The 24688-nt window shown below is 61.2% G+C and carries 24 protein-coding genes; 12 read left to right on the top strand and 12 right to left on the bottom strand.

What is annotated here, in order from left to right; genetic code table 11:
• Positions 1 to 241 precede the first annotated feature (241 nt).
• Entirely contained in the window at positions 242 to 667 is a 426-nt protein-coding gene (locus tag FHT82_RS26610; protein WP_183735697.1) for a YciI family protein, read from the top strand.
• A 59-nt stretch (positions 668 to 726) separates the two neighbouring features.
• Here FHT82_RS26610 and FHT82_RS26615 read toward each other — a convergent pair whose 3' ends face one another.
• Positions 727 to 1149: a SufE family protein gene (locus FHT82_RS26615; protein WP_183735698.1), complete on the bottom strand. Its 423-nt coding sequence runs from the start codon at positions 1147 to 1149 to the stop codon at positions 727 to 729.
• A gap of 210 nt (positions 1150 to 1359) precedes the next feature.
• Entirely contained in the window at positions 1360 to 1884 is a 525-nt protein-coding gene (locus tag FHT82_RS26620) for a DUF5330 domain-containing protein (protein ID WP_183735771.1), read from the bottom strand.
• A gap of 450 nt (positions 1885 to 2334) precedes the next feature.
• Between FHT82_RS26620 and FHT82_RS26625 the strand changes: the two genes are divergently transcribed.
• Both FHT82_RS26625 and FHT82_RS26630 read left to right on the top strand, forming a co-directional pair.
• Positions 2335 to 3873 carry a HAMP domain-containing sensor histidine kinase gene (locus tag FHT82_RS26625; protein ID WP_183735699.1) on the top strand — a complete coding sequence of 513 codons (1539 nt, stop codon included), beginning with the start codon at positions 2335 to 2337 and terminating at the stop codon, positions 3871 to 3873.
• Positions 3845 to 4798 (top strand): peptidoglycan-binding domain-containing protein, encoded by a 954-nt coding sequence (locus tag FHT82_RS26630; RefSeq protein WP_183735700.1) that lies wholly within the window; start codon positions 3845 to 3847, stop codon positions 4796 to 4798. Before FHT82_RS26625 ends, FHT82_RS26630 begins: the two co-directional genes overlap by 29 nt.
• A gap of 2 nt (positions 4799 to 4800) precedes the next feature.
• Here the strand turns inward: FHT82_RS26630 and FHT82_RS26635 are convergent, their stop codons facing one another.
• Positions 4801 to 5868, bottom strand: a complete 1068-nt coding sequence (locus FHT82_RS26635) for an AraC family transcriptional regulator (RefSeq protein ID WP_183735701.1) — start codon at positions 5866 to 5868, stop codon at positions 4801 to 4803.
• A gap of 54 nt (positions 5869 to 5922) precedes the next feature.
• On the opposite strand from FHT82_RS26635, the gene FHT82_RS26640 reads away from it, so the two are divergent.
• From FHT82_RS26640 to FHT82_RS26655, 4 genes are all read left to right on the top strand, one after another.
• Entirely contained in the window at positions 5923 to 6897 is a 975-nt protein-coding gene (locus FHT82_RS26640) for an oxidoreductase (protein WP_183735702.1), read from the top strand.
• 126 nt (positions 6898 to 7023) lie between these two features.
• The gene (locus tag FHT82_RS26645; RefSeq protein ID WP_183735703.1) at positions 7024 to 8472 is read left to right on the top strand and encodes a methyl-accepting chemotaxis protein; all 1449 of its coding nucleotides are present in this window, start codon (positions 7024 to 7026) and stop codon (positions 8470 to 8472) included.
• Between the two features lie 37 nt (positions 8473 to 8509).
• Positions 8510 to 8848, top strand: coding sequence for a DUF1491 family protein (locus FHT82_RS26650; RefSeq protein ID WP_183735704.1), 339 nt, complete (start codon positions 8510 to 8512; stop codon positions 8846 to 8848).
• 125 nt (positions 8849 to 8973) lie between these two features.
• A complete protein-coding gene (locus tag FHT82_RS26655) occupies positions 8974 to 10560 on the top strand; it encodes an ABC-F family ATP-binding cassette domain-containing protein (protein WP_183735705.1) in 1587 nt (528 codons plus the stop codon).
• Positions 10561 to 10691: 131 nt separating this feature from the next.
• Here the strand turns inward: FHT82_RS26655 and FHT82_RS26660 are convergent, their stop codons facing one another.
• Both FHT82_RS26660 and FHT82_RS26665 read right to left on the bottom strand, forming a co-directional pair.
• Complete coding sequence (locus tag FHT82_RS26660) at positions 10692 to 11741, bottom strand: DUF2336 domain-containing protein (RefSeq protein ID WP_183735706.1); 1050 nt, start codon at positions 11739 to 11741, stop codon at positions 10692 to 10694.
• A gap of 257 nt (positions 11742 to 11998) precedes the next feature.
• Entirely contained in the window at positions 11999 to 12205 is a 207-nt protein-coding gene (locus tag FHT82_RS26665) for a hypothetical protein (RefSeq protein ID WP_183735707.1), read from the bottom strand.
• Positions 12206 to 12747: 542 nt separating this feature from the next.
• Here FHT82_RS26665 and FHT82_RS26670 point away from each other — a divergent pair.
• The gene (locus FHT82_RS26670) at positions 12748 to 12918 is read left to right on the top strand and encodes a hypothetical protein (protein ID WP_183735708.1); all 171 of its coding nucleotides are present in this window, start codon (positions 12748 to 12750) and stop codon (positions 12916 to 12918) included.
• Positions 12919 to 12933: 15 nt separating this feature from the next.
• Here FHT82_RS26670 and FHT82_RS30715 read toward each other — a convergent pair whose 3' ends face one another.
• Positions 12934 to 13275 (bottom strand): hypothetical protein, encoded by a 342-nt coding sequence (locus FHT82_RS30715; RefSeq protein WP_183735709.1) that lies wholly within the window; start codon positions 13273 to 13275, stop codon positions 12934 to 12936.
• 426 nt (positions 13276 to 13701) lie between these two features.
• On the opposite strand from FHT82_RS30715, the gene FHT82_RS26680 reads away from it, so the two are divergent.
• Together FHT82_RS26680 and FHT82_RS26685 are read left to right on the top strand one after the other, a co-directional pair.
• Entirely contained in the window at positions 13702 to 14571 is an 870-nt protein-coding gene (locus tag FHT82_RS26680; RefSeq protein ID WP_210276913.1) for a transporter, read from the top strand.
• Between the two features lie 191 nt (positions 14572 to 14762).
• Positions 14763 to 15413, top strand: a complete 651-nt coding sequence (locus tag FHT82_RS26685) for a MarC family protein (protein WP_183735710.1) — start codon at positions 14763 to 14765, stop codon at positions 15411 to 15413.
• Between the two features lie 650 nt (positions 15414 to 16063).
• Here the strand turns inward: FHT82_RS26685 and FHT82_RS26690 are convergent.
• The 3 genes from FHT82_RS26690 to FHT82_RS26700 all read right to left on the bottom strand — a co-directional run bounded on the left by FHT82_RS26690 (position 16064) and on the right by FHT82_RS26700 (position 19508).
• Positions 16064 to 16612 (bottom strand): DUF1254 domain-containing protein, encoded by a 549-nt coding sequence (locus tag FHT82_RS26690; protein ID WP_183735711.1) that lies wholly within the window; start codon positions 16610 to 16612, stop codon positions 16064 to 16066.
• A complete protein-coding gene (locus tag FHT82_RS26695; RefSeq protein WP_183735712.1) occupies positions 16605 to 17192 on the bottom strand; it encodes a DUF1214 domain-containing protein in 588 nt (195 codons plus the stop codon). Before FHT82_RS26695 ends, FHT82_RS26690 begins: the two co-directional genes overlap by 8 nt.
• A gap of 129 nt (positions 17193 to 17321) precedes the next feature.
• A complete protein-coding gene (locus FHT82_RS26700; RefSeq protein ID WP_183735713.1) occupies positions 17322 to 19508 on the bottom strand; it encodes a transglycosylase domain-containing protein in 2187 nt (728 codons plus the stop codon).
• Positions 19509 to 19696: 188 nt separating this feature from the next.
• Between FHT82_RS26700 and FHT82_RS26705 the strand changes: the two genes are divergently transcribed.
• Positions 19697 to 20182, top strand: a complete 486-nt coding sequence (locus tag FHT82_RS26705) for a YcgN family cysteine cluster protein (RefSeq protein WP_183735714.1) — start codon at positions 19697 to 19699, stop codon at positions 20180 to 20182.
• Positions 20183 to 20185: 3 nt separating this feature from the next.
• On the opposite strand, the gene FHT82_RS26710 is transcribed toward FHT82_RS26705, so the two are convergent.
• From FHT82_RS26710 to FHT82_RS26720, 3 genes are all read right to left on the bottom strand, one after another.
• On the bottom strand, positions 20186 to 21694 hold the full coding sequence (locus tag FHT82_RS26710; protein WP_183735715.1) for a mechanosensitive ion channel family protein: 1509 nt from the start codon (positions 21692 to 21694) through the stop codon (positions 20186 to 20188).
• A gap of 136 nt (positions 21695 to 21830) precedes the next feature.
• Positions 21831 to 22982: a class C beta-lactamase gene (ampC, locus tag FHT82_RS26715; RefSeq protein ID WP_183735773.1), complete on the bottom strand. Its 1152-nt coding sequence runs from the start codon at positions 22980 to 22982 to the stop codon at positions 21831 to 21833.
• A gap of 103 nt (positions 22983 to 23085) precedes the next feature.
• Complete coding sequence (locus tag FHT82_RS26720) at positions 23086 to 23655, bottom strand: TetR family transcriptional regulator (RefSeq protein WP_183735716.1); 570 nt, start codon at positions 23653 to 23655, stop codon at positions 23086 to 23088.
• Positions 23656 to 23756: 101 nt separating this feature from the next.
• On the opposite strand from FHT82_RS26720, the gene FHT82_RS26725 reads away from it, so the two are divergent.
• Positions 23757 to 24671: an SDR family oxidoreductase gene (locus FHT82_RS26725; protein ID WP_183735717.1), complete on the top strand. Its 915-nt coding sequence runs from the start codon at positions 23757 to 23759 to the stop codon at positions 24669 to 24671.
• Positions 24672 to 24688: the final 17 nt, after the last annotated feature.

Below are 24688 nucleotides of genomic sequence, written 5' to 3' on the forward strand. Positions count from 1 at the left end.
CCGGGCCTGGTGCCCGGCTTTTTTGTATTCGCGTTTCGAAGGTGGCGCTCATCTTCGAATGACTTTCGGCCATTGTCATCTATCTTCAAAAAAAGCACGACAAAAATGTCGGCCTGGCAACAGCCCATCCGTCTCTAGATCAATTCCCGCAAAAGTGCTTGAGCGTTTTGCGTTCGGAATTGCATGAAAAGATTGAGGAAAGGCGGGCGCTCACGCCGCCGCAATAAGAGGAGAAGAGACAATGCGCGTCATGGTTATCGTCAAGGCGACTGCGGACAGCGAAGCGGGCGTCATGCCCTCGACCGAGCTTCTGGCCGCCATGGGCAAATATAACGAGGATCTCGTCAATGCCGGCATCATGCTGGCAGGCGAGGGCCTGCATCCGTCCTCCAAGGGCAAACGCGTCGCCTTCGATGGTCCGAAGCGCCTGATGATTGACGGCCCCTTCGCCGAGACCAAGGAATTGATCGCCGGTTACTGGCTGTGGCAGGTCAAAGACATGGATGAGGCGATCGAATGGATCAAGCGTTGCCCCAATCCGATGCCAGGCCCGAGCGAGATCGAAATCCGTCAGGTCTTCGAAGCTGCCGATTTCGGCGAGGCCTTCACGCCGGAGCTTGTCGAACAGGAAGAGCGCCTGCGCGAAAAGATGGCCGACGGCAAATAATCTGATCGGAAACTGAATCGCGAGGCGTCCGGAGGCTATATCTCCGGGCGCTTGGTTGCTCAGGCCGCAGCCCGCACGCGTGCTTCCTCGCGAATGCGATTGACCATCGAGCGCAATCCGTTGGAGCGCTGCGACGACAGGTTTTCGGTGAGCCCGATCTTGGAGAAGATCTGGAAAGCATCGAGAGCAGCAATTTCGGAAGCCATTTTGCCGGAATAGGTGGAGAGCACGATGGCGACGAGGCCGCGCACGATATGCGCATCGGAATCGCCTTCGAACGTCATGATGGGATTGTCCAGATTGCCTGAAGTATGCGTCACCAGCCACACCTGGCTGGCACAGCCCATCACCTTGTTCTCAGAGGTCTTCTTCTCCTCGGCCAGGTCCGGCAGCGCCTTGCCGAGTTCGATGACATATCGGTAGCGGTCTTCCCAATCGTCCAGGAAGGAGAAGTCGTCGATGATCTGGTCGAGGGTTGCCATACTTATCAGGCCTTTCACTGTTACCTGATCATATAGGCGAAGCGACCGCAGATTTGAACCGTTAAAAAGAAACGCCGTGAGGGATGGGCATCCTCACGGCGCAGCATAGTGCTGAAATAAACAGGGCAGGCACGTCAGGCATGGGGCATCTCCGCGTCATGCGGACCACCGATGCAAGCTTGGGTGCGGGCGGATTGCCCGCGAAATTCGTCAGATGGCCGGCTTCGGCGTCGGCAGCGGGATCGTGCCGGCCGGAATGGTACCGGTCACGACCTGTTCGGCCGAAGTGCCGTCTTCCACCGGCGGGCGGTAGGGCTGCGGCATGTGCGGCATTGGCTGGCTGAGCGCAGCCTGTGCTTCGCGCACGGTATTGGTGACGGCTTCCGGCAGAGAAGGAGCGGCGAGCGCCACAGACGCCTGCGGCACGGCCGATTTTGCGGAAACCATTTTGGAATTATCGTCCTTGAACTGGCTGTCAAGCAGTTCGTAGGCGACACGGGCGCCTTCGCGAGCCCGGTAGCCGAGAGCCGTCAAGGTTTCGCCACCCTTGGTGCAGACCTCAGGCTTTTCGGCGCACATGCCGGTCAGATAGTCATAGGCGCCGCTAGCCGCCGTGAAAGCGTCGGAAAGCTGCAATTGCGTGTGGCCGGCATTGTCGGGGTTCTCCGAGCTGAAAACGGAAAGCGCCACGAGCACAAGGCCAAACCAGAATGATCCTTTGATCAGAAACCACATTGTCTTGCCCATCCTGTTTTCCCGTCCGGTCTTGCTGCCGAATCGGGCCGGTTGTCCGGTGTGTTTTCACCCTACCGCCAAGTTGCGAATGCCGCTTTTCGAAATTCGTCGGCATTTGCGGCAAATTTGTCTCGAATTTTAATGATCGCAATTTTCGGGGCATTTCAGTCGAATTCTAATGATCGCCGTTAAGCATGGTGGCAACTGCGGCCCGCAATTGTTGGGCTTTTGGCCCACCACTCTGCCACAAGAGTTAACGCGATACTGAAATATAAGGAAAATCCGTCGCTTACCTGCTATTAACCACAAAATTCAAAGAGCCGTGCGGATGGCCCAAAACGGGACTTTTGGCGTTTTTGGACTGTGGAGGGCGACTTTGCCTTATCCTTTCCTTAAGCCGCGGGGGCCTATTGTCCGGGGCAATGAAAGGCCTTTTCGGGCAGGTATTGCGTGCGAGTATTGAGTGACATTGGCGGCCGGGCGACAGCCCTCGTGGACCGGGCAGCGGAAGGCTGGCTCTCCCGGACGAGCGGCGGCGAAGCTGTGCGCCAGAGCGAGCTCGCCATTCTGCGCCGCCTCGTCTTCCTGTCCTCCGCAGCCCTTGTCGCTGCTCCCCTCGGTCTCTCGCTCGTCACCAGCCCCGCTGTCGCCCTTCCGGCAGGCGTCGCCACCGTCTGCGCCGCCTTCCTGTTTTCCGCCGTCGGCAGTATCGCGCTTTCCCGCCAGGCTATCCCCCAGAACGCGGCAGCAGCCAGCGCCGACGATCTCTTTCTTGAAATGAGCCCCGGCCTCGTGCTCTTCCTCGATCCGCACGGCAGCGTGACGGCGGCAGGCGGTCGCGACAGACGCGATTATCTCGCGTGGATGCGCGATCCGAAGGGCAGGGGCTTCTTCGAACAGGTTCATATCTCCGACCGCATCCTTTTCCTGCAGGCGCTGGATGCCCTGCGCCAGGGCGAGGAAAAGGCAACCGTCGATCTGAGATTGGAGCGTCCTTCCGTCTCGCGCGATCACCGCCAGTTCGCTTATCTGCGCATGGACATGACCGCGCGGCGGGATATGGACGGCATGCTTTCGGCCGTCATCGCCCAGCTGCATGATGTTTCGGTGGAGCAGCGGCTTCGCGCCGAGGCGCAGACGCGTGTGGCCGATGCGGAATTGGCCAACGACGCCAAGTCCCGCTTCCTCGCCGCCGTCAGCCATGAGTTGCGCACACCGCTGAACGCCATCCTCGGCTTCTCGGATATCCTGATCGGCGAATATTTCGGCAAGTTCGAAAACGACCGCCAGCGCGAATATGTCGGCCTGATCCGCGAATCCGGCGCGCATCTGCTCTCCGTCGTCAACACGATGCTGGATATGAGCAAGATCGAGGCGGGCCGTTACGAATTGCTGCTCGAGTCTTTCGATATCGGCGCATCGATCCGCTCCTGTGAATCGATGCTGACGCTGCAGGCCAAGAGCAAGGGCGTCACTCTGACGAACCGCATCCAGCGCGGCATCGGCGAAGTGATGGCCGATCAGCGCGCACTGCAGCAGATCCTCATCAATCTCGTCGGCAACGCCGTGAAGTTCACAGAGGCCGGCGGCGTGGTCACCGTCGACGCGGCCATGCGCGACGGCATCCTCAAGCTGACGGTTAGCGATACCGGCATCGGCATCCCCGCCGACCGGCTGGCGACGCTTGGCCAACCTTTTGTCCAGATCCAGAATGATTATACCCGCCGATTCGAGGGCACGGGTCTTGGCCTCTCGCTGGTCAAGGGCCTTGTCGCCCTGCATGGCGGTCATTTCGCCATTGCCAGCCAGCCGGGCGAGGGCACCATCATCACCATCGAGATCGCGGCTGATGGTTCCGGCGCCTGCACCGGCGAGGATACCGGCCGGACGGGGGCGGTCGAATTTCCGCCGCGGCTGAAGGGTGCGGTGGATGCCGCAGAAGTGGAGGAGGGGCTCTTCGATGGCCGCGCGCAAGCGAAAATCGCCTAAGGGCAGGAAAGGACGGCAGCAGCCGGGCCTTTTGATGACCGGTGCTGCGGCGCTCGGCGGCATCGGCCTGCAGGGTGCCACCGCGCTGGGTGGCCTTGGTCTTCAGGGTGCGGGCGCGCTCGGTGGCGTCATCGGCCGCAATCCCTCCGTTGCCGGCGGCACGATCGCCTTCGTCGTCATCTTCTCCTTCGTCGCCGCCAACGCGCTCTGGTATCAGCCCGGTACGCACCCGCATCCGATCTTCCGCACCCGCGATCCGGGCGCGCCGAACGTTATGGGTTTCCGTCCACAGCCCGAGCTGCAGGGCGATGTCACCACATTCCGCATCGAGCGGCCGGACGATGCCGCCGCGACGACCGAGACCACGCCACCGCCTGCAGTGCCCGGCCAGCAGCCGAACCAGCTCGTCATGGATATCCAGAAAGAGCTGATCCGCCGTGGCCTCTATAACGGCAATGCGGACGGCGTTATCGGCCCGCGCACCAGTGCTGCCATCCTCTTCTTCGAAGAAACCGTCGGCATGGCACAGTCGGGCGATGCGACGCCGGACGTGCTCGCCGCGCTCAGGACCGATGCTGCCGGCCCCTCGACCATTCCCGCCGAAAAACCGCCGGAGGACGTGACATCGAAGGCGACGAAGGAAGATCCGGTCGCGGCCGCCATCCGCAGCGCCGAAAAGACCGTCAAGACGGCTCCATCAGCACCGAAACAGGTTCCCCTGTCAGGCATTTCAAACGTCGATCTGGTGCTGAAGATCCAGAAGGGCCTGACCAACATGGCCTATGCCAATGTCGGCGTCGACGGGGTTGCCGGCGAACAGACCCGTGCCGCCATCCGCCATTTCCAGAAGCACTACAATTTGCCTGAGAATGGCGAGCCGAGCGAAGCCGTGCTGAAGAAGCTCAAGGAAATCGGCGCGCTCTGATATCATCCCTGCCGCGCCGGGACTGACGGCTGGTTCGCAAGCCGCATAGGCCGATAGTCCACCGCCGGCGCCCGTCCTTCCACATCGACCACTTCTTCGATCGGCCCGATATTGATGGCGGCCGAGCTCCGGTAGCGTTTCGGCGCGATGCCAGTCACCCGCTTGAAGGCGTTGGAGAAGGCGCTTTCGGACGTATAACCGAGCGACAGCGCCAGCAATGAGACGGGCATGGAGCTCTCACGCAGCGCCCGTTCGGCAAGGCGCATGCGCCATGCGGTCAGATAGGTCAGCGGCGCCACACCCGCGACAGTCTTGAAACGCAGCGCAAAGCTGGTGCGCGACATGCCGGCCGCCTTTGCCAGTTCCCCAAGCTGCCAGTCGCGTGCAGGATCGGCATGCATCTGCCGCAGCGCAGGCGCGATCTTGTCATCGCCGAAGGCGCGCAGCCAGCCGACCGTCAGCGGCTCCGATGTCATGATATGGGCGCGCAATACCTGCACGAAGATGAGCTGCGAAAGCTGGGCCGAGGCAAGCAGCGCGCCCGGCTTGCCGGCGGCCATTTCCCGCACGAGCTGATCCAGCAGCCAGCGCAGCACACCGGCTTCCGCAAGCGTCGCCCGCACGTGGATGATGGGCGGCAGCACATCAAGCAGCAGTGCCGTGCCGGTGGGACCAAGCGCGATATGCCCGCCGATATAGAGGAAATCCTCGCCCGCGCCGTGCCGCGCCATGCCATTGACCTTCTTCTCCTTGAAGGCCGTGACGGCATCGGTCGGTTTCAGCGCAAGATCGGTTGCCAGCACGAAGGAATGCTTGCCGTTCAGCAGGATGACGTCGCCGGCTTCGAGCAGGATCGGCGCACTGCCATTATCAAGCACCAGCCAGCAGCGGCCCTTGGCGACGGCGCTGATCTTGATGCGGTTCGGCTGCGGAAAGGCGAGCGCCCAAGGCCCGCCGGCAATCAGCCCGCCGGCCATCAGGCAGCGGGCATCGAGCAGACTGAGCATTTCGGAGAGAGGATCACTGGTCATCTTTGTACGATGGCGCAAGAAATCGGGATTTACAAGCATTCAGAATCCCGCGTGGCCGACATAGATGTTTTCCGACTAGAAAGGAGACATTTCATGTCTACTCCCCAAGCCCCCATCGGTTCCCGCTTCGGCGCAGCGTCCACGGCGGAAGACGTGATTGCCGGCCATGATCTCTCCGGCAAGGTGGCAATCGTCACCGGCGGTTATGCCGGTCTCGGCCTCGAGACCGCCCGCGTGATGGCCGCCGCCGGCGCCAAGGTCATCGTCCCCGCCCGCAATATCGAGAAGGCGAGGGCCGCAGGTGAAAGCGTTCCCAGCGTGACATTCGCCTATATGGACCTGATGGACCCCAATTCGATCGACGATTTCGCCGATCGCTTCCTTGAAGACGGCGAGCCGCTGCATTTCCTCATCAACAACGCCGCCGTCATGGCCAACCCGCTGACGCGCGATGGCCGCGGTTACGAATCCCAGTTCTCCACCAACCATCTCGGCCATTTCCAGCTTGCTGCCCGTCTCTGGCCGGCGCTGGTGCAGGCGGAAGGCGCTCGCGTCGTTGCCGTCTCCTCCCGCGGCCATGTCCGTGCCGGCATCGATTTCGACGACCCGATGTTCGAAGACCGCGAATACCAGCCCTATGTCGCCTACGGCCAGTCGAAGACGGCAAATGCGCTATTCGCCGTATCGCTGGACGCTTTGGGCGCAAGGCACGGCGTTCGCGCCTTCTCGCTGCATCCCGGCGGCATCGTCACGACCGATCTCATCCGCCACCAGTCGCGCGAATTTCTGCTGGCGAGCGGCTATGTGGATGCCGACGGCAATCCGGTCATCGACCCCGAAAACAACAAGAAGACCATTGCGCAGGGAGCGGCAACCACCATCTGGTGCGCCGTCAGCGATGAGCTGGAAGGCATGGGTGGCGTCTATTGCGAGAACTGCGATATAGCCAAGGCTGTGCCCGCCGACTCCGAGGAACTGCTCGGCGTGCGCCCCTGGGCGACCGATCCGGAACTTGCCGAACGTCTCTGGCAGATGAGTGAAAGACTGACAGGGCTCACGCAGAGCTGAGGCCATAGGCTCACATGCGGCGCCGGGGTAGGGCCTTTACGACCTAAGTATAACCCTCGATATTCTTAGCCAATTGTTAACCATGTTGTTTGAAGCTTCCCTAATGTAGCTTGGGGGAGCTCGATCATGCAGGCGCTGAAAGTAGTGGAGGAGAATACCGTAAGTCCGGCCCATGAGCCGGATGGGCCGGATCGCGACGCGTTGCGCCATATCCTCTCGCGTCTCGCCGAAGAGGCTTCCACGCTCGGCGTCGATCTCGTCGATATTGCCGGCGCCATCCAGGACATGGCGGCGATGTCCGCCCGCCATGCCGCCGCCTTCGACGATGTCACCCGCACCGCTCTCTCGATCGCCGAGACCAATCGCTCCGTCGCCGTTTCCCTTCGCGAGACGGACGGTACTGCTTCCGAGGCTCGCCATATGCTGAAGGAATCGGCCGACCGCCTCTCCGGCTCGGTCGAGGAAATCCGTCACATGGTCCAGTCTTCCGAAGAAATCAGCACGGAAATCTCCGGCTTTTCCCGCTCGCTGACGGATGTGGACAAGGTCGCCGCCGAGATCAGCACCATTGCCCGCCAGACCAATCTCCTGGCCCTCAATGCGGCGATCGAAGCTGCCCGTGCCGGCGAGGCGGGCAAGGGCTTTGCCGTCGTCGCATCCGAAATCCGCGCTCTGTCGCTGCAGACCTCCAAGGCGACGGGCTCCATCCAGGAAACGCTGGAGCAGCTTCGCGCAAAGATCGACCGACTATCGGTTGTCGGCGGCGGTGCGCGGGAAAGTGCGGCCGGCGTGCGCCAAAAATCCGAGGCGATGCGCGGCGCCTTCGAAAGCATGGAGCATGTCATCACCCGCATCCTCGACAGTTCCGCCGTCATGGCGAATACGACCGAGGCCGTGGACAGGGACTGCGCCGGCTTCGTCGCCAAGCTCGGCGAAATGTCCGCCGAAGTGCTGGATTCCAACGGCCGGCTGCAGCAAGCGGCCAAACGCGTCGACAGCGTCGTCGGCCTGTCCGAAACGCTAATCCAGCTGACCGCAAGCGCCGGTGTTGAAACCGCCGACCGCCACTGGATCGAACAGGCGCAATCCGTCGCCGCAGATATATCGCGTGCCCTGGAGCGTGCCGTTGCCGAGGGGGCAATCGGCATGGAGAGCCTGTTCAGCCGCCAGTACCGTCCCATTCCCGGCGCCGATCCGGTGCAGATGATGACATCCTTTACCGAGCTCACCGACCGCCTGCTGCCACCGATCCAGGAGCCGGTGGCAGGTTCGGACGAGCGCATCGCCTTTTGTGCCGCCGTCGATGAAAACGGTTACCTGCCGACCCACAACAAGAAGTTCTCGCAGCCGCAGCGGCCCGGCGATATCGTCTGGAATACCGCAAACAGCCGCAACCGCCGCATCTTCAACGATCGCGTCGGCCTGGCTGCCGGCAGAAGCACTGCGCCCTTCCTCGTCCAGACCTATCGGCGGGACATGGGCGCCGGCAATTTCGTCATGATGAAGGATATTTCCGCCCCGATCACTGTCCGCGGCCGCCATTGGGGCGGCCTGCGGCTGGCGGTGAAGGTATAGCGTTGCCGCCATCTGCCGCGCAGTCTATACCGCACCCATGAGATTGCGCGCCGATATCTATGTTTCCGCTCTCGTCCGCAGGGTTTTCTCTGCGGGCGGTTTTGCTGCCGTGGAGAAGAAGGGCGCGGAGGAGGCCGGTGCCATTTTCATCCGCCAGCGCTTCCGCGACGGTCTCGAAACCCTCTACGCGCCCGCCCCGCAGAGCTTCTTCGACGAGGAGAGCAGCGGCGACCGCCTGTTCGAAATCAGGCTCGAACGCGCCGAGCCGGACAGGGTGCGGGAGATGCTGGACCGCGAGCGCAAGTTCGACCCCGATCTCTGGATCGTCGAACTGGAAGCGGACGAGGTTTCGGCGCTCGTGCCGATGGCCGGCTGACGGCCTGCCTTGAATTTATGCCATTTTCCACCTAGTTTACCGCCATCCGCAATACCAACAGGATGTGTGCTCAATGGATATGAACCTGATCGCAACGCCAATTCGCCTTGCCATCGGGGATTTCCATGCCTGCATCCATGACGCTTTCCAATCTTTCGTGGTCCACGCCTGACGGCCGGCCGCTTTTCTCCAATATCGATCTGAGTTTCAACGCCGAGCGCACCGGCCTCGTCGGCCGCAACGGCGTCGGCAAGACCACGCTTTTGAAGCTGGTTGCAGGCGAGCTGCAGCCGCAGACCGGCTCCATCGCTGTATCGGGTACCATCGGCATCCTGCGCCAGAGCGTGCAGGTCGGGCCGGATGAGACCGTCGCCGATCTCTTCGGCGCGACCGAAGCTCTCTCCGTCCTCCGCCGTGCCGAAAGCGGCGACGCAAGTGCCGACGAACTTGCTGTCGCCGACTGGACGCTCGAAGCACGCATCGATGCAGCCCTGGAACGATCAGGCCTTGCTGCGGACCCGCAGACGCCGCTGGCAGCGCTGTCCGGTGGCCAGCGCACCCGTGCAGCACTCGCCGCCCTGATCTTCGAGGAGCCGGATTTCCTTATTCTCGACGAACCGACCAACAATCTGGACCGCGACGGCCGCGAGGCAGTGATCTCGCTTCTCGGCAACTGGCGCCACGGCGCGCTCGTCGTCAGCCATGATCGCGAACTGCTGGAAACGATGGACGCCATCGTCGAGCTGACCACGCTTGGCGCCACGCGTTATGGCGGAAACTGGAGTGATTACCGTGCCCGCAAGGCGCTGGAACTGGCCGCCGCCGAGCACGATCTTGCCGATGCCAGGAAACGCGTGGCGGAGGTCGCCCGCAGCACACAGGAAACGGCCGAGCGCAAGGCCCGCAAGGACAGCGCCGGAAAGAAGAAGGCCGCCAGGGGCGACATGCCGCGGATCATTGCCGGCGGCCTGAAACGCCAGGCGGAAAATACCAGCGGCGAGAATGCCCGCCTTGCCGAGCGCCGCCGCGCCCAGGCGCTTGCGGATGCCGAGGAGGCGCGCAAGCGTATCGAGATCCTGCAGCCGCTCTCCGTCAAGCTGCCCTCGACCGGCCTGCCGCCCGGCAGATCGGTGCTGAAGATCGATGCGGTCACCGCCGGCTACGAGGCGGGCGAACCGATCATCCGCAAACTGTCCTTCGATATCACTGGTCCCGAACGCATTGCCGTCACCGGCCCGAACGGCTCGGGCAAGACGACATTGTTGGCGCTGATTTCAGATGATCTCCAACCATGGGAAGGAACGGTCCGCGTCCTCACCTCTTTCTCCATGCTCGACCAGCGCGTCAGCCTGCTCGATCCCGCGACGTCGATCCGTGACAATTTCCGGCGGCTGAACCCGCAATCGGATGAGAATGCCTGCCGCGCAGCACTCGCCCGGTTCATGTTCCGGGCCGATGCGGCGCTGCAGGTCGTCTCGACGCTGTCGGGCGGCCAGCTTCTGCGCGCCGGCCTTGCCTGCGTTCTCGGCGGCGCAACACCGCCGGCGCTGCTGATCCTCGATGAGCCGACCAACCACCTCGACATCGATTCCATCGCCGCCGTCGAAGCCGGCCTCAGGGCCTATGACGGCGCCTTGCTGATCGTCAGCCACGATGAGGTGTTTCTGGAAATGGTCGGTATGACCCGCCGGTTGGCGTTGCCTGCAAGATAAAGCGTGTCGCGCAAAAGTGTGCGCGGTTTTGCGATAACGACACGCGTAAAAACAAAGATCTAAAGCACGGCGAGCGAATCTTGGAGATCGCGACGTGCTTTAGTTGCGCGAAGGACATGCCGAACCGGCGGTTAGCGTGCCCGGCTGACGCTCTTGAGATCGCGCACCGGCGCCTGCCGGATGAAGCGGTAGGCGGGAGCCTGTGCCTGTGCGACAGGCGCCGGCTGGGCTGCTGCCGGCGCTTGCGGATTATAGGTGTAGCGGTCGGCGCGACGCCACGTTTCCACGCGGGCATGACATTCTTCCGGGTCCAGCGCATCGAGAACGAGGAAGGCGCGGCTGACATTGTGCGGGACTTCGGCAAGATGCGGATAGAGCTTCTCCAGCACGAAGACGGAATCGAGGAAGCCCATGCCGAGGCTCGTCAGCGTCGTGGCGAGCTGCTGTCCCGAGAGGTCGAGCATGATGCGCTCCGCAAGCCAGCGGCTGGCCGACAGGGCATCGGCAAGTGCGGTGGCGAAATGCATGGCTTCCCGCGAGCGCGCAAAGCGCACCAGCAGCGCCTCCTGAATATCGGACAGCGAGCGCAGGCCGAGCCGGTCCTGATCATTGCGGCCGAGATGGCCGGCAAGGCTGCGGATGCGCTCGCGCAGCGCCTCTTCATTGGCAAGACGCTGTGCTTCCTCCTGGTCTGCTTCCGGCGCAGCAGGCATCGGCGAAAGCGGCATGGCGGGCTGCTCGACAGGTGCGGTGGCGAACGGGCGCGGCTCGGCCTGGCGCAGTGCCACCAGCGCATCGATGACATCAGGCGACAGGGCATCGCGGCTGACGATCGCCTTCACATGCGCAGCACCTTGGGTGCGGGCGATCGTGATCAGCGTGTCGTCATCGATTGCCTTGGAGGAGGTGAGGAAGGGGGCTGCGATCTCGATCGGCTGATTGCCGATGAAGAGCGCAACGGCCGCCGGCATGTTCTCGCATTGGGAAAGGGCTGCAACGGCCTGCCGCCTCGCTTCTTCGGAGGAGGCCTGGAAAAGCGGCATGAAGAGTTCGGCAAACTGGCGCAGTTCGGAGCGTGTCGGATGTGACAGGTTCTCGAAACTGCTGACAGTCGCCATCAACACCACGTCCTTCTTCCTGATGGCCATGGGGCCTTCTAGGTCTCGAAACCGGTCACGCACAAGAGCACCCTGAAAACGCAGAACAAGCGGGAAACCGTGGGCCGACAAGCGCTGGCGGGACGCACGTCGGACCATATGGTTATGAACAAATCCTACACCGGCACGGTTAATGCATGCTGAAGATTCTATTAAAATGCAACAGAAATATACACGTTTCGCGTGTTGCAATTTGATGAGCCAGCAAAATAAAATCAATCGCCCCGGACGTGGGGCGATTTCCAGTTTTTAAACGTGTGGATAAATAGCCGGCAAATAATCTAGCGGCTCTTGCGGCCTCTAAGTGCCGACAGCAGTTTGTCGTGATTGTCATGACCCGAGTGGTAAAGGTCGAGTGCCGTCGAAGCAGCCAACTGCGCTTCGACGCTTCTGATGTCGATATGCTTTTCCGCGCACCAGGCATCCAGCGCACCGCGCAGCACGTCCAAATCTTCTGAAGTGAATGCGGAGTTATACAGAAAGGGCATGGGTTGCTCTCCGTATGACAGCAAGAGCACGTATAATCTCCCAAGCGGCCATCGCCTTAGAACTTTTGGCCGACGAGGGCAGAATACACCCGCCGACCCCCACCGCAATTAATATTTTCGTGACGCATATTTGCAACACCTCCGGCGCAGTTGCCGCTTCAGCGGCGAAGAGCCGTTAACTATATGAATTGTTTCTAATTTTATCGACCGGTTTTCAGCCTGTCTTTTCTTTTCCTCGGCTGAAACCAAACAACCATTCTGCGCGTTATCTCACTGCCAAGCAGACTGCCTAAAGCAGTGGCTGAATATTAGTAATCTGTTAACGGTCGTGTGTCTCAATTCGGACAGGAACGACGCGATTTGGGAATATGGATCGTGGAAGCTCCGCAGCATCACGGTATTTCGATCAAGTGCCGTGAGAAAGGCGCGAATGCCCTCGGTCCGGTTCATCCGGCGCTTGAGGACGCGCTGGCCCGCGGCATGGCGGGCAGGGTGAAATCCATCGCAAGTTCATCCGTCTCGGGCAGTGCATGGAGACGAGAATGGCAATTGTAGTCGCATTGGCGGACCGGTTGCGTGAGGCGCCGCGCCGCACGGGCAAGGAGCCCCGTGAAGCAAAGATCCTCTGGTTCACCGGCGTCCGTTACGAGCGGATCGTCGAAACCCCTGACAAGAAACCGGCGCATCCCGCGCCACGCGTCAAGAACAAGTAAATCACGGAAACAACTTTAAGGCGTGTTGTTACGATCTTTCAGATCCGCTTGCCACGCTTTAGGCCTTTGTTTTACGCATGTCGTTATCGCAAAATCGCTGCACACTTTTGCGCGACATGCTTTAGTGGGTCCAGCGGACCTGCCGCACTTTTCATCGACCGTGGCGGCGGCTTCGGAGGTGGCGGCTTTGGTGGCGACGGTTTTGGCGGCCGCGATTTCGGCGGTGGAGACTTTGGTGGTCGCGATTTTGGCCGGGGAGACTTCACTGGGAGCTATGCGCGTGTCGGGAACGAGCATGTGTACCACGACGACCGGACAGGAAATACCTACGCCTGGCACAGCGGCAACTACTGGCATGCCCCAGTCTACCATGGTGCCTGGTATGCCGGTACGCCGGCAGTGGCCGCCGGACTGGCTATTGGAACTGCGGCGCGGTCTTATGGATACCCCTACTACTACAACGGCCGCTACGACCAGTGCGGCTACTATCCGTATCCCGCCACGCTAGCGCGATGGCGGTTCAGATATCCGTCGTGCGCAGATGTTTTCTCGGGGCGGGAATCGTCATTCTTCCCCATGATAGGAGCGTTCCGGTGCGGGCGCGCTCCTTGACGGCGATACGGTAATTATGGTGCCGTCGACGCGGTTGCGGGACAGCCTGTTGCCGACTGGCAACAGGCATCGAGGACTTTGGTTGCGTAGCCGCATTATTCAACCTACGAAGCAACGGAGATGCTATATTAGCGATGGCGAAAGCTTGGGCGTTGCCTAGGGGGACAATTGATGATGCGCAATGCGATTCGAATGGCGGTTCCCGCAGCCGCGCTGGCGTTCCACGTTTCGACAGCCTGTGCTCAAGAGGATTTACGCGAGGCTGCACAAAACCCGATAGCCAATATGATCAGCCTACCGTTTCAGAATGAAACCAACTTTGGCCTCGGCAACACCGACAACACTCAGAACGTTCTTAATATTCAGCCGGTTTTTCCGGTTCGCCTCAATGATGACTGGAATCTGATCATTCGCCCGATCCTGCCAGTAATCTACCAGGAGCCCTTCCTCGCCGGAGAGGAGCTTCAGGAAGCTGAGAGGGTATTTGGCGATGACATTGGCAATAGCCACTTTGGTCTTGGAGACCTCACACCGGAATTCTTCTTTTCGCCGAGCAAGCCCGTGGAGTTGGCTCCGGATGTAAGCTTGGTTTGGGGCGCTGGGCCGGTCTTTCAAATCCCGACTGCCACCAACAATCTCCTTGGAACGGGAAAGTGGTCGGCCGGCCCTGGATTCGTCACCTTCTTGAGTGTCAAGCCACTCAAAATAACGACGGGCTTTCTGGCCATAAATCTGTGGTCTTTTGCGGGAGACGACGACCGTTCCGACGTCAATGCCCTGACGTTCCAGCCGTTTCTGAATTACAACCTCGCTAACGGCTGGTACCTGACGACGAGCCCCGTCATCACCGCCAACTGGGAGGCCGCTGGGGACAATCGCTGGACTGTCCCGGCCGGCGGCGGCATCGGACGCATCTTCGAGATAGGTCATCAGCCGGTCAATGCGCAGGTATCCGCCTATTACAACATAGTTAAGCCGGATGACACCGGCCCTGATTGGCAGTTGCGCGCACAGTTGACGTTCCTCTTTCCGACCCGTTGAGCGGCAGGGGCCAAGCGATCGGGCAGTCTTTGAAGGTACTCTCTGAAAGCGGCTTCACTCCGCTGGTCTTATTGATGCGTAGGATCGTCGCTCCGCTGAGGGGCCGATATCGTTCTGCGTCCTGATAGCCCTGCCACAGGCCATTCGCTAAGTTTATAGCCTTTGTGCGTGAAATTGGAGGCAAAGCGGTCATGCAACAGGTTTTGACATTGTTTGTCAGTACTTTTTCTACATTGTTGGCGATCATAAACCCGCTGGAAGCATTACCTGTATTTATTAATCTACTGAAAGGTGAGAGTTCGGAACAGCATCGAGACATTGCACGCCGCTCATGTATATACGCGGCTCTCCTCATGTTCTTCTTCCTTATTTTTGGTACATTTATACTTAGAGTATTTGGGATCTCCTTGAGCATGGTTCGTGTCGTCGGCGGGATCATTCTGCTCCGGATAGGCTTTCAGTTGTTTTCGGGCTCTCCTCCGGGCGGATCGACAACGGCAGCCGAAGGGCAAAACGGCGATATCGCTTTTGTGCCGCTCGCCATGCCGATTATGTTCGGCCCCGGTGCAATCGCAACCATCATTGGCATGACGTCGCTTGTAAAAGGCTCCCGGCTTGAACTGGCCTCGTTTCTCGCCATCGGGGGGGCTATCCTGGCGACAATGCTGGTGACATACCTGTGCCTGGCTTATGCCGAAAAGGTCATCGGCCGAGTAGGCCCTATGGGGATTGATGCGGTTACTCGGATCGTCGGTTTCTTCGTCGCGACGATGGGCGGGGGGCTCATTTTCCATGGCATCGTAGAAGCTCTTCAAGAGTACGGAGTGATCGGCCTGCATTGATGCCGCGCAATGTCCGATTGACACGCACCACCAGGCCTGCCTCATCGTAAGCGCGCGCAGCTGCCTATGCCGCCGACCGCTTCTGTGAAGGGTTTCGGATGCCGGCTCTCCAAGTCTTGGGCTGGCCCGGGTCGGCGTCCGAAGGCCTCCAGGGAAAGAACCCGCGGGATGGAAAGCGCGGTTCCCGGTCTATGGGGATTTTTCGTTTTCGTTGGGTGCTGCCAACCTTCGTTCAAACTTGGCGGCGGTGCGACTTACCGCCGGTGCGCTCAGTTGAGTTCTTGCGCGAGGCCGATGAGACGTCCTTCAGGCCCGCGGATGTAGGAGAGCCGATAGGTGTCCCGAATACTGAACGACCTCGCCCACGAGCTGCGCCCGTCGTCGCGCAGCCGGAGGTAACCAAAGGCATTCATTGGGGCGTTCCTGTGATCCGCGACGACAGCGGGCCTGATGAAGCGGGAGAGGTCGGTTCCGGCTGAGGGCGAAATGACACTCTAAGGTTATTTCCAGACGCTGCATTTAGGCCGAAACGCCCATCGACGCTTGCGACGAATCAAACGGCTGTCTAATCTCCGGTTTACAGGCTTGGCCCACGCCTCCCCCCTCCTTTCGGGGATGTGGCTTTTACTTCGCGATTTCAATTGAAACACCTAGCGGGCGTCGAGTTCGTCGCAGCCCGCTTCTGTCAGGAAGGCTCGCGCAGCTTCGTCGAAGCTTGCCTGCGGCGCCAGCGTGCGCAGCACGGCGTAGCCCTCGGAATGCGCCATCTCCACCAGGATCGTCTGCTGTAATTCCTGTGGCAGGTTCTTGCGCAGATCGGTCAGTTGGATCGGGCTGGCTGTGATCACGTCAAGCGCGCCGCCGACGGAGGTGCGGTCATTCATGCTGAAGACCTCGTTGGAGGCGCTGTCGTAGATCGCGATCGACCAGAAGGGCACATTGCCCTTGGCGGTGAAATGCACCGGTGCCTCGCTCACATCGAAGGAGCAGACGGCGGTGCGCACGAAGGGATCGCCGTTGGCGAGCCCGGCCTCGTCATAGCGGTTGGTCAGCAGGTAGAAATTGTTCGGATCGCCTTCCGCCTCCACGCGCGTCGCCGCATCGCGGCCGGTAAAGTGCGGCAGCGCGAGAATGATGACGAGATGCAGAAGTGCTGCGCCGAAAAGCCCGGTTATGACGGCGAAGAACACCCTAAGCATTGCCGCACCCGATCTTGGTGAGCTTCGGCATCGAAAGGTCGATCACGCCGGAACTGCCGGCCGTCGGCGTGTCGAACAGGGTCAACACCAGCCGGAACGTGCCGGCCTGTGGCAGTGCCAGCCAGTTGCCGGGCACAGCACGGGTTGCAATGTCGATGGTGAAGCTGCTGTCCGGCCGGCGCAGCACGGTCCATGAATTCAGCGCGGCCGGCAGGCCTGGCTGCAGCGAGGCCGGATTACCGGCATTGTCGGCAGTAAACAGCGTCCAAAGGCGCGCCGGCGGCGTCTGACCGATGATGCGGTAATGGCAGGCGGCATTGAGCCGCGCCCCGTCGTCATCCACAGCCGCGGTAAAGGTCAGGCCTTCGGCGCTGCCGTAGAGCAGCTTGCCGGCACGCGCCCGATGCGACTTCGCATAGGGGTCCGCATCGACAGTCTGCAACTCCGGAAAAGCCTCCCAGGCGCCGAGCCTGATCGCTCCGAACCCCTGCGTTGCATCCAGCGCGTAAAGCGAAATCATGATACCGCCGCCGAAGGCGACGATCAGCGTGATCAGGATGAAAAGGGGAAACCGAAACACCTTGCGCCCTTGAAGATCAAATCAGTTGAAAGGGTTACCACTGATTCTGGCAGGGTGGAATGCCATGGGGCGATGTGTCCCCCATGTCTTGGCAAACCAGCTATGCCGGTTTGCCAAAATAAGAAAGCATCACTGCGCGCTCGCGACCTTCTGCGCCTCGAGTGGTGCAGCATCCTTCAGCTTTTCGCCGATGCCCTTGAGAATGTCGGTCGATTGCACCGAGAGCATGCGCGGGCGGACGAGGGTCGGCGCGCCATCCTTCGGCTTGTTGGCCTGCGCCTTGGCGATATCCTGTTCGGATGGCAGCGGGTTTTCGATGCCGGGAATGGGGCGCAGCGTCACTCCCTGATGGGCATAATCCATCGCGCGTTTGAAGGTCATGGCGGGCAACGAGCCGCCGGTCATGTTGTTGGTCGACGTATAGTCGTCGTTGCCGAACCAGACGGCGCAGGTGTAGTTGCCGGTAAAGCCCACGAACCAGGCGTCGCGATAGGCCTGTGTCGTGCCCGTCTTGCCGGCGGTGACGACGCCGTTGTCGAGGGCCGCCTTGCGCGCCGTACCCACATAAGGCACCCGCGACAGCATCTGGTTCATGTAGCTGTCGGCCTGTTCGGAAAGCACGCGCTTGGCGGGCGGTTCGTCACGGTCGAAGTCGTAGAGAATGTCGCCACCGTAATCGAGGATCTGCGTGATGCCATGGCGACGCGACTGGTAGCCGCCGGCCGGGAAAACCGCATAGGCGGTCGCCTGATCGAGCACAGTCACTTCCGAAGTGCCGATGGGGATTGTTACGTCGTCGCGGATCGGCGTTTCCACACCCATGGCCTTGGCCATGGCGCGGATCGGCTGAATGCCGAGCTTTTCCTTGGCAAGGCGCACCGGAATGGTATTGATCGATTGAGCAACGGCGGTTTCCAGCGTGATGCGGCCGGCATAGCGGTTTGCGTAATTGTGCGGGCTCCAGTTGCCCCAGGAGATCGGCGCGTCGATGATCGTCGTCTTCGGCGTCATCCCGCTCTCCATGGCCACTGAATAGGTATAGACTTTGAAGGATGAGCCCGGCTGGCGCAGCGCCCTAGTGGCGCGATTGAACTGGCTCTCGCCATAGTCGCGCCCGCCGACCATGGCGCGCACGGCACCGCCATTCTCGATCATCACCATCGCGCCCTGCTTGGCGTGATAGGCCTCGCCATATTCGCGCAGCGACGTCTCGATGGAATCGTCTGCCGCCTGCTGGATGCCCATGTCGATCGTGGTGCGCACGATCAGCGAGCGCTGGTGGAAGCGCGGCGACAGGCGCTGCACCTCGTCGAAGGCCCAGTCGAGGAAGAAGTCAGGCGATTCCACCTCGTTGCGGTCGACGACGGTTGCGGGATTGCGCCGCGCGGCGATCACCTGTCCCTCGGTCATCAGCCCGCTCTGGACGAGGTTGGTCAGCACCTCGTTGGCGCGGGCACGTGCCGCCGGCAGGTTCACATGCGGGGCATATTTTGCCGGTGCCTTGAAGAGGCCGGCGAGCATGGCGGATTCGGCCAGATTCACGTCGGTGATGTTCTTGCCGAAATAGAATTGCGCCGCAGCCGCGGCTCCGAATGTGCCGCCGCCCATATAGGCGCGGTCCAGATAGGTGGCGAGGATCTCTTTCTTGGAAAGGTTCGCTTCCAGCCAGAAGGCGAGGAACGCTTCGGTGATCTTGCGGTCGATCGACCGCTCGTTGGAAAGGAACAGGTTCTTGGCGAGCTGCTGCGTCAGGGTCGAACCGCCCTGGACGACTTCGCCGGCCTGGGCATTGGTGACCATGGCGCGGAAGAGGCCGACGACGTCGATGCCGAAATGGTCGAAGAAGCGCCGGTCTTCGGTCGCGAGGACGGATTTGATCAGCGAATCCGGCAGCTCGTCGATCGGCACGGAATTCTGATGGATCACGCCGCGATGGCCGATGACATTGCCATAGCGGTCGAGGAAGGTGACGGCGAAATCACCGCGGTTGCGCCAGTCTTCCTTGGTAGCCTCGAAAGCCGGTTGAGCGAGCGCCAGCATCAGCACCATGCCGACGGCGCCAAGTGTCAGCCCTTCGCCGGCAAGTTCGAAGACCATGCGCTTCCAGCCGCGAACACGGAAGCGGCGGAAGAAGATGGTGGTGTCTTCCCAGATTTCAGCGGCGCGGAAGCCGGCGTTCCAGATGGTCGAGTCGATCCATGAATCGATGCGCAGCAACAGATGCCGGTTTTTCGACGGCTGCTTCTTGCCTTGCCCGTTTTCGGGCTCATCTGGCGCATTATTTGGCCCATTATGTGGGTTGTCCGGATCCTGCACGTCCTGTATTCCCGCCTGATCGCGCTCGGCGGCCGTCAAAACCCGGACGCCGGAGCGGGGCCTGAAAGGGGCCGCAACTCTCCGGATAGCCGGAGCATGTTGAATAATTGGTTGATTTTGCGCACAAGAACAAGAGAGTTGAACGGTCGTCACGCGAATTTGCGGGCGGCTGTTGCAAGAAACGAACGATGAACGATCTGCCCTTCTGGAAGCGCAAGACGCTTGCCGAAATGAATGAAGAGGAGTGGGAAAGCCTCTGCGACGGCTGCGGCCTCTGTTGCCTCAACAAGATCGAGGAATGGGATAGCGGCGACGTCTATTTCACCTCGATCCGCTGCAAGCTGCTCGACAGCGAGAGCTGTCGCTGCTCCAGCTATCCGAACCGCTGGGATTTCGTGCCCGATTGCATTCAGCTCACCAAGGAGAACGTTTCCGAGATCGAATGGCTGCCGCCCACCTGCGGCTATCGCCTCGTCAACGAGGGGCGCGATCTCTACTGGTGGCACCCACTCGTCTCGGGGGATCCGGAAACCGTCCACGCTGCCGGCATCTCGGCTCGCGGCCGCACCGTCAGCGAAAACGATGTCGATATCGACGATTTCGAGGACTATGTCGTCGACTGGCCGCTGACGGTCGGTGACGACTCCGAAAAAGCCGAGGAAAAGGCTAGCTGATCGTCACTGCCAGGTGTTGTGAGGGATCTGGAAGAGATGCCGGATGCGTGTCGTCAGTGTGGTTGGATGGCTGGCTTCGGCCGACACGCCTGCGCTGAAATGATGCTTCTCGGATTCGATCCGGCGAGACAGCAGCAGACCCAGCTCTTCGGCAAGTGCTGGCCGCTCCTGCATGATCGCGGCGAGGTGGTCCTTGGCGATCTCGTAGACCACGACCGATGTGAGCGCGCGGATATTGGCCGGCTCCAGCGCGCCCATCAGCACGCCGCGTTCCCCGAACAGGTCGCCCGGCGCAATTCTGGCAAGCTCGATGATCTCGCTGCCCTCGTGCCGCTCGACGATGGCAACGCCGCGCCGCACGATCATCAGGGAAGTCAGCGACGTATCCTGCGTCGCAATCAGGGCGTCCTTGCGGAAGTTCAGCCGCTTCATGTCAGCGGCGAGCGACTCCTTCTCGTCTTCCGTCAGCGTCGAGAAAAGCGGGATGGCATTGAGCAGGCGCCAGGCCGAGTTCGGATGTTTTCCGGCTTCTTCCTGCGGATCGGCAACGGGAATTGCCGGCGAACCCGCGGGTGCGGCAAGCTGCAGGCCTGCCGCCTTGGTATGGCGATAGACAAGATCGTAAACCTCGTTCCTGGCAGCGGTCGCCTCACCCAGTCCGGAGACGCGGAAGGAGAGTTCGAATTCGATAGCGTTGCCGTCCAGCCCCGTGATGCTGACGACGGGGGCTGGGGATTTCAGGATGGCGTTGCTGCTGAGCAGCACCGTGCGCATCGTCTCTTCGATGGTCGCCGGCGGGCTTGAGGGCACGACCCGGATCTTCAGCGAGACGCCATGGGCTTCTTCAGGACTCGTCAGATTCGTCAGCCGCGCCTTGGCAAGAGCGCTGTTGGGCACGATGACGAGGTCGTTCGTGCCGTTCAAAAGGTGGGTGGAGCGCCAGTTCGTCTCCACCACGCGGCCCTGCACGCCGTCATCGAGGACGATCCAGTCGCCGACGCTGTAATGCCGGCCGAGATTGAGCGCGATGCCCGAGAAGACGTCGTTCAGCGTGCTCTGCAGCGCAAGGCCGAGCACGATGGCGAAGACGCCCGAGGTGGCGATCAGCGTGGCAACGGGCGCGCCGAAGACATAGGCGACGACTGAAAGTGCTGCGCCGACATAGATGATGGCGACAATAAGGTCCTGCAGCAGACGCGCCTCGCGCGGCTTGCGCTCGAAGATCAGGAAGAGCCGCACCGAGCTTGTCAGCACCATCGCCCCGCCGATCCACCAGACCGCCTTGGCGACCCCGACGAAAATGCGCCGGAAAAGATCCGTCGCTTGGCCCATGTCTGACGTGTAGGGCGCAATCTCGTTCTCAACGAGCAGCAGCGTCAGCAGTGCAAAGAAGACGAAATTGGCGATCAGCCGGAAGGTCGGGTTTCGTCCGAAGATGAACCGTGCCACGGCGCTGAGCAGAACGAGAGCGATAAACTGATACAGCGGATCTTCCAGCATGGTCCATGACATGCATTGCATCCTGGTTGGGGCATTCGACCCTATATCACGGATGAAGAAGTTCTGTCCTCTGACACGAATGGATAGGGTATCGCCACCGCTAACGTCGGCCGGCCGCAACCGCTGCTGCGACCGGCCGACGTGGCGGCTATTTCGCGGCGTATGCCTCGAGTGCCTGGATGAGCTTCAGGCCTGCTTCGACGCGTGCGGTATTCGGATAGTTCCGATTTGCCAGCATCGTCAGCCCGATATGCGCCTTCGGCACCAGCACGACATAAGCGCCGAAGCCGTTCGTCGATCCGGTCTTGTTCATCAGCACTGATGTCTGCGGCGCAAGCGGCTTCGCCCGCTGTTTGACCGGCTGGCTTTCCAAACTCATCTTGGCCGAGTTGCCGTCGACAAGCCGCTTGAGCGCGACCGGCCAGGCATATTGCTCCCAGACCATGTCCTGCGTGTAATAGGCCGTATCGAAATAGCCCGTATGTGTCTTCTCGATCGCCGCCTTGAACTCGGGCGCCAGAGCATCCGGCTTCAAATTCAGCGCGAGCAGATGGACCATGTCGCGAGCCGTGGATTTGACGCCGTAAGCCTCGTCATCGAGGACGCCTGGGCCGACGCGGACGGGACGATTGTCCTTGGCATAACCGAAGGCGTAGCGGTCCATGGCCTCAGGCGGAACCGAGATGAAGGTGCTCTTGAGGCCGAGGGCGGGAAACAGCTGGCCTTCGGCCGCCTGCCTGTAGCTCCCGCCGAAACGCTCTCCGGCGATGCGCCCGAGAAGGCCGATGCTGACATTGGAATAGGAGCGCATGGTGCCTGCCTTGTAGGCCGGCTTCCAGGCCTTCAGATAGGTCATCAACTCGGCATCATCAGTTACACTGTTCGGCACCTGCAGCGGCAGGCCGCCCGAGGTGTGGGTAGCGAGGTTGACGAGCGTGACCCGGTCGAAGGCGCTCCCCTTGAGCTCCGGCAGATAGGTCGAGACGGGTTGTTCCATCGACAACAGGCCGCGCTGTTCTCCAAGTGCTGCGAGCGTGACATTAAAAATTTTGCTGACGGAGCCAAGCTCGAAGATCGTGTCGCTGGTGACGGGTGCCTTCGTCTCGCGCGAAGCTTCACCGTGAGTGTAGTAGAATTCGGAGCTGTTGATCGAAACGCCGACGGCGAGCCCCGGAATATCGTAGGCCTTGATCACCGGCTGAAAAATGCGGTTTGCGATCTCCTGGAACGCCTTGTCCGTCATGTCGGCTGCATGAAGCGGGCTCGCCGACAAAACGAGGGCGATAAGGCAGTGTTTCATATTCACGAGCGTTTCCTTCACGTGCGCCCGGCGACATGGCCGGTACATGGTCGATAGCCCGCCTCTTTGCCCCTCCGCAAACGATAAGAACTCGCAGGAGACCCTAGATTAATTTGGGCTCGAGGGCGGCAAGAAAGAGCCGCAGTTCCCGCTCCACGTAGTCGGCGACTGCGCCCTCGGAGGAAAAGCCCCACCAGAGAAGCGATCCCTGCCATTGCGACAGCATCAGCCGGGCAATGGTCTGCGCTTGTCTCTGTCCCTCGAAACGCTCGGCAAGCGCTGCCGTCAGCGCCGCGCCCCAGGCAGCGCCCCGGGCGCGCAACATCGAATCGCGGAAATCCTCGCGCAGCAGGAGCAGGCCTTCCGCGTAGGAGGCGGGGTTGTCGCCATAGTCTCGGGAAAGGCCGGTCAGCAAGGCGATCGCCCCATCTGCCGTCTTCGGCATGGCTTCGGCGAGCCGCGCCGTTTCCGCATCCAGCCTGTCCCAGGCATGGAGCAGGGCGGCGCGCAGCATGCCGGCCTTGGTGGCAAAACGCTGCACCAGTGTCGAGCCCGAGAGGCCGCTCGCCTTCGAGACTGCTGCAAAGGTCGCTGCATCCGGCCCCTTGGATTGGATCACATCGAGAACCATCGATAGCAGCCGTTCATCGGAAAGCGTGCGCGGACGCGGCATGAAATTTCCTCTTGCGTTCAACAGATTTATGAACGAACATTCGTTTATATACAAGGGGGCCGGCTAGGCCGCCGATTGTTTCTAGCGGGGAGGAGAGCGAAATGACAGCGGACTTGAAGGGAAAGGTTGCACTTGTCGCTGGCGGAACGCGCGGCGCCGGTCGCGGCATCGCGGTGGAGCTGGGCGCGGCAGGCGCGACTGTCTATGTGACCGGCCGCACGACCCGCGCGCAGCAATCCGAATATGGCCGGCCGGAAACCATCGAGGAAACAGCCGAACTGGTGAGTGCGGCTGGCGGTCGCGGCATCGCCATGCAGGTGGATCATCTGGTCCCGGGTGAGGTGGAAGCTCTGGTTGCCCGCATTCGTGCGGAGCAGGGCAGGCTGGATATTCTCGTCAACGACATCTGGGGCGGCGAGCATCTGACGGAGTGGGACAAACCGGTCTGGGAGCACTCCCTCGACAAGGGTCTTCGCATGCTGCGGCTTGCGATCGACACGCATTTCATCACCGCCCATTACGCGCTGGCGCTGATGATCGAGCGGCCCGGCGGCCTGCTGGTGGAGATGACCGACGGTACGGCGGATTACAACGCCACCCATTACCGGCTTTGCCCCTACTACGATCTCGTCAAGACGGGCACGAACCGTATGGCCTGGGCGCATGCCAGGGACCTCGCGCCGCACGGCGCGACCGCGGTTTCGCTTTCGCCCGGCTGGATGCGCTCGGAAATGATGCTGGAGATCTATGGCGTGAAGGAAGAAAATTGGCGGGATGGCACAAAGGTCCAGCCGCATTTTGTTATCTCGGAAACGCCGCGTTTCACCGGCCGGGCAGTCGCCGCACTCGCTGCCGATCCCGACCGCAGCAGATGGAACGGCCAGTCGCTGTCGAGCTTCCAATTGGCCGAGGCTTACGGCTTCACCGATCTCGACGGCACGCGGCCGGATTGCTGGCGTTATCTTGCCGAGGTGCAGGAGCCCGGCAAACCGGCTGATGACACCGGCTATCGCTGACGGGATCTAGAGCCTTT

It is taken from the genome of Rhizobium sp. BK275 (assembly GCF_014193555.1).
Classification (GTDB): domain Bacteria; phylum Pseudomonadota; class Alphaproteobacteria; order Rhizobiales; family Rhizobiaceae; genus Rhizobium.

Excerpts from the sequence above, each read along its gene's own strand:
- FHT82_RS26690 (WP_183735711.1), bottom strand. The coding sequence starts at position 16,612 with ATGCTTAGGGTGTTCTTCGCCGTCATAACCGGGCTTTTCGGCGCAGCA.
- FHT82_RS26680 (WP_210276913.1), top strand. The coding sequence starts at position 13,702 with ATGATGCGCAATGCGATTCGAATGGCGGTTCCCGCAGCCGCGCTGGCG.
- FHT82_RS26720 (WP_183735716.1), bottom strand. The coding sequence starts at position 23,655 with ATGCCGCGTCCGCGCACGCTTTCCGATGAACGGCTGCTATCGATGGTT.
- FHT82_RS30715 (WP_183735709.1), bottom strand. The coding sequence starts at position 13,275 with ATGCCAGTAGTTGCCGCTGTGCCAGGCGTAGGTATTTCCTGTCCGGTC.
- FHT82_RS26610 (WP_183735697.1), top strand. The coding sequence starts at position 242 with ATGCGCGTCATGGTTATCGTCAAGGCGACTGCGGACAGCGAAGCGGGC.
- FHT82_RS26620 (WP_183735771.1), bottom strand. The coding sequence starts at position 1,884 with ATGTGGTTTCTGATCAAAGGATCATTCTGGTTTGGCCTTGTGCTCGTG.
- ampC (WP_183735773.1), bottom strand. The coding sequence starts at position 22,982 with ATGAAACACTGCCTTATCGCCCTCGTTTTGTCGGCGAGCCCGCTTCAT.
- FHT82_RS26615 (WP_183735698.1), bottom strand. The coding sequence starts at position 1,149 with ATGGCAACCCTCGACCAGATCATCGACGACTTCTCCTTCCTGGACGAT.
- FHT82_RS26670 (WP_183735708.1), top strand. The coding sequence starts at position 12,748 with ATGGCAATTGTAGTCGCATTGGCGGACCGGTTGCGTGAGGCGCCGCGC.
- FHT82_RS26640 (WP_183735702.1), top strand. The coding sequence starts at position 5,923 with ATGTCTACTCCCCAAGCCCCCATCGGTTCCCGCTTCGGCGCAGCGTCC.
- FHT82_RS26710 (WP_183735715.1), bottom strand. The coding sequence starts at position 21,694 with ATGTCATGGACCATGCTGGAAGATCCGCTGTATCAGTTTATCGCTCTC.
- FHT82_RS26665 (WP_183735707.1), bottom strand. The coding sequence starts at position 12,205 with ATGCCCTTTCTGTATAACTCCGCATTCACTTCAGAAGATTTGGACGTG.
- FHT82_RS26725 (WP_183735717.1), top strand. The coding sequence starts at position 23,757 with ATGACAGCGGACTTGAAGGGAAAGGTTGCACTTGTCGCTGGCGGAACG.
- FHT82_RS26705 (WP_183735714.1), top strand. The coding sequence starts at position 19,697 with ATGAACGATCTGCCCTTCTGGAAGCGCAAGACGCTTGCCGAAATGAAT.
- FHT82_RS26650 (WP_183735704.1), top strand. The coding sequence starts at position 8,510 with ATGAGATTGCGCGCCGATATCTATGTTTCCGCTCTCGTCCGCAGGGTT.
- FHT82_RS26630 (WP_183735700.1), top strand. The coding sequence starts at position 3,845 with ATGGCCGCGCGCAAGCGAAAATCGCCTAAGGGCAGGAAAGGACGGCAG.
- FHT82_RS26655 (WP_183735705.1), top strand. The coding sequence starts at position 8,974 with ATGCCTGCATCCATGACGCTTTCCAATCTTTCGTGGTCCACGCCTGAC.
- FHT82_RS26685 (WP_183735710.1), top strand. The coding sequence starts at position 14,763 with ATGCAACAGGTTTTGACATTGTTTGTCAGTACTTTTTCTACATTGTTG.
- FHT82_RS26635 (WP_183735701.1), bottom strand. The coding sequence starts at position 5,868 with ATGCTTGTAAATCCCGATTTCTTGCGCCATCGTACAAAGATGACCAGT.
- FHT82_RS26645 (WP_183735703.1), top strand. The coding sequence starts at position 7,024 with ATGCAGGCGCTGAAAGTAGTGGAGGAGAATACCGTAAGTCCGGCCCAT.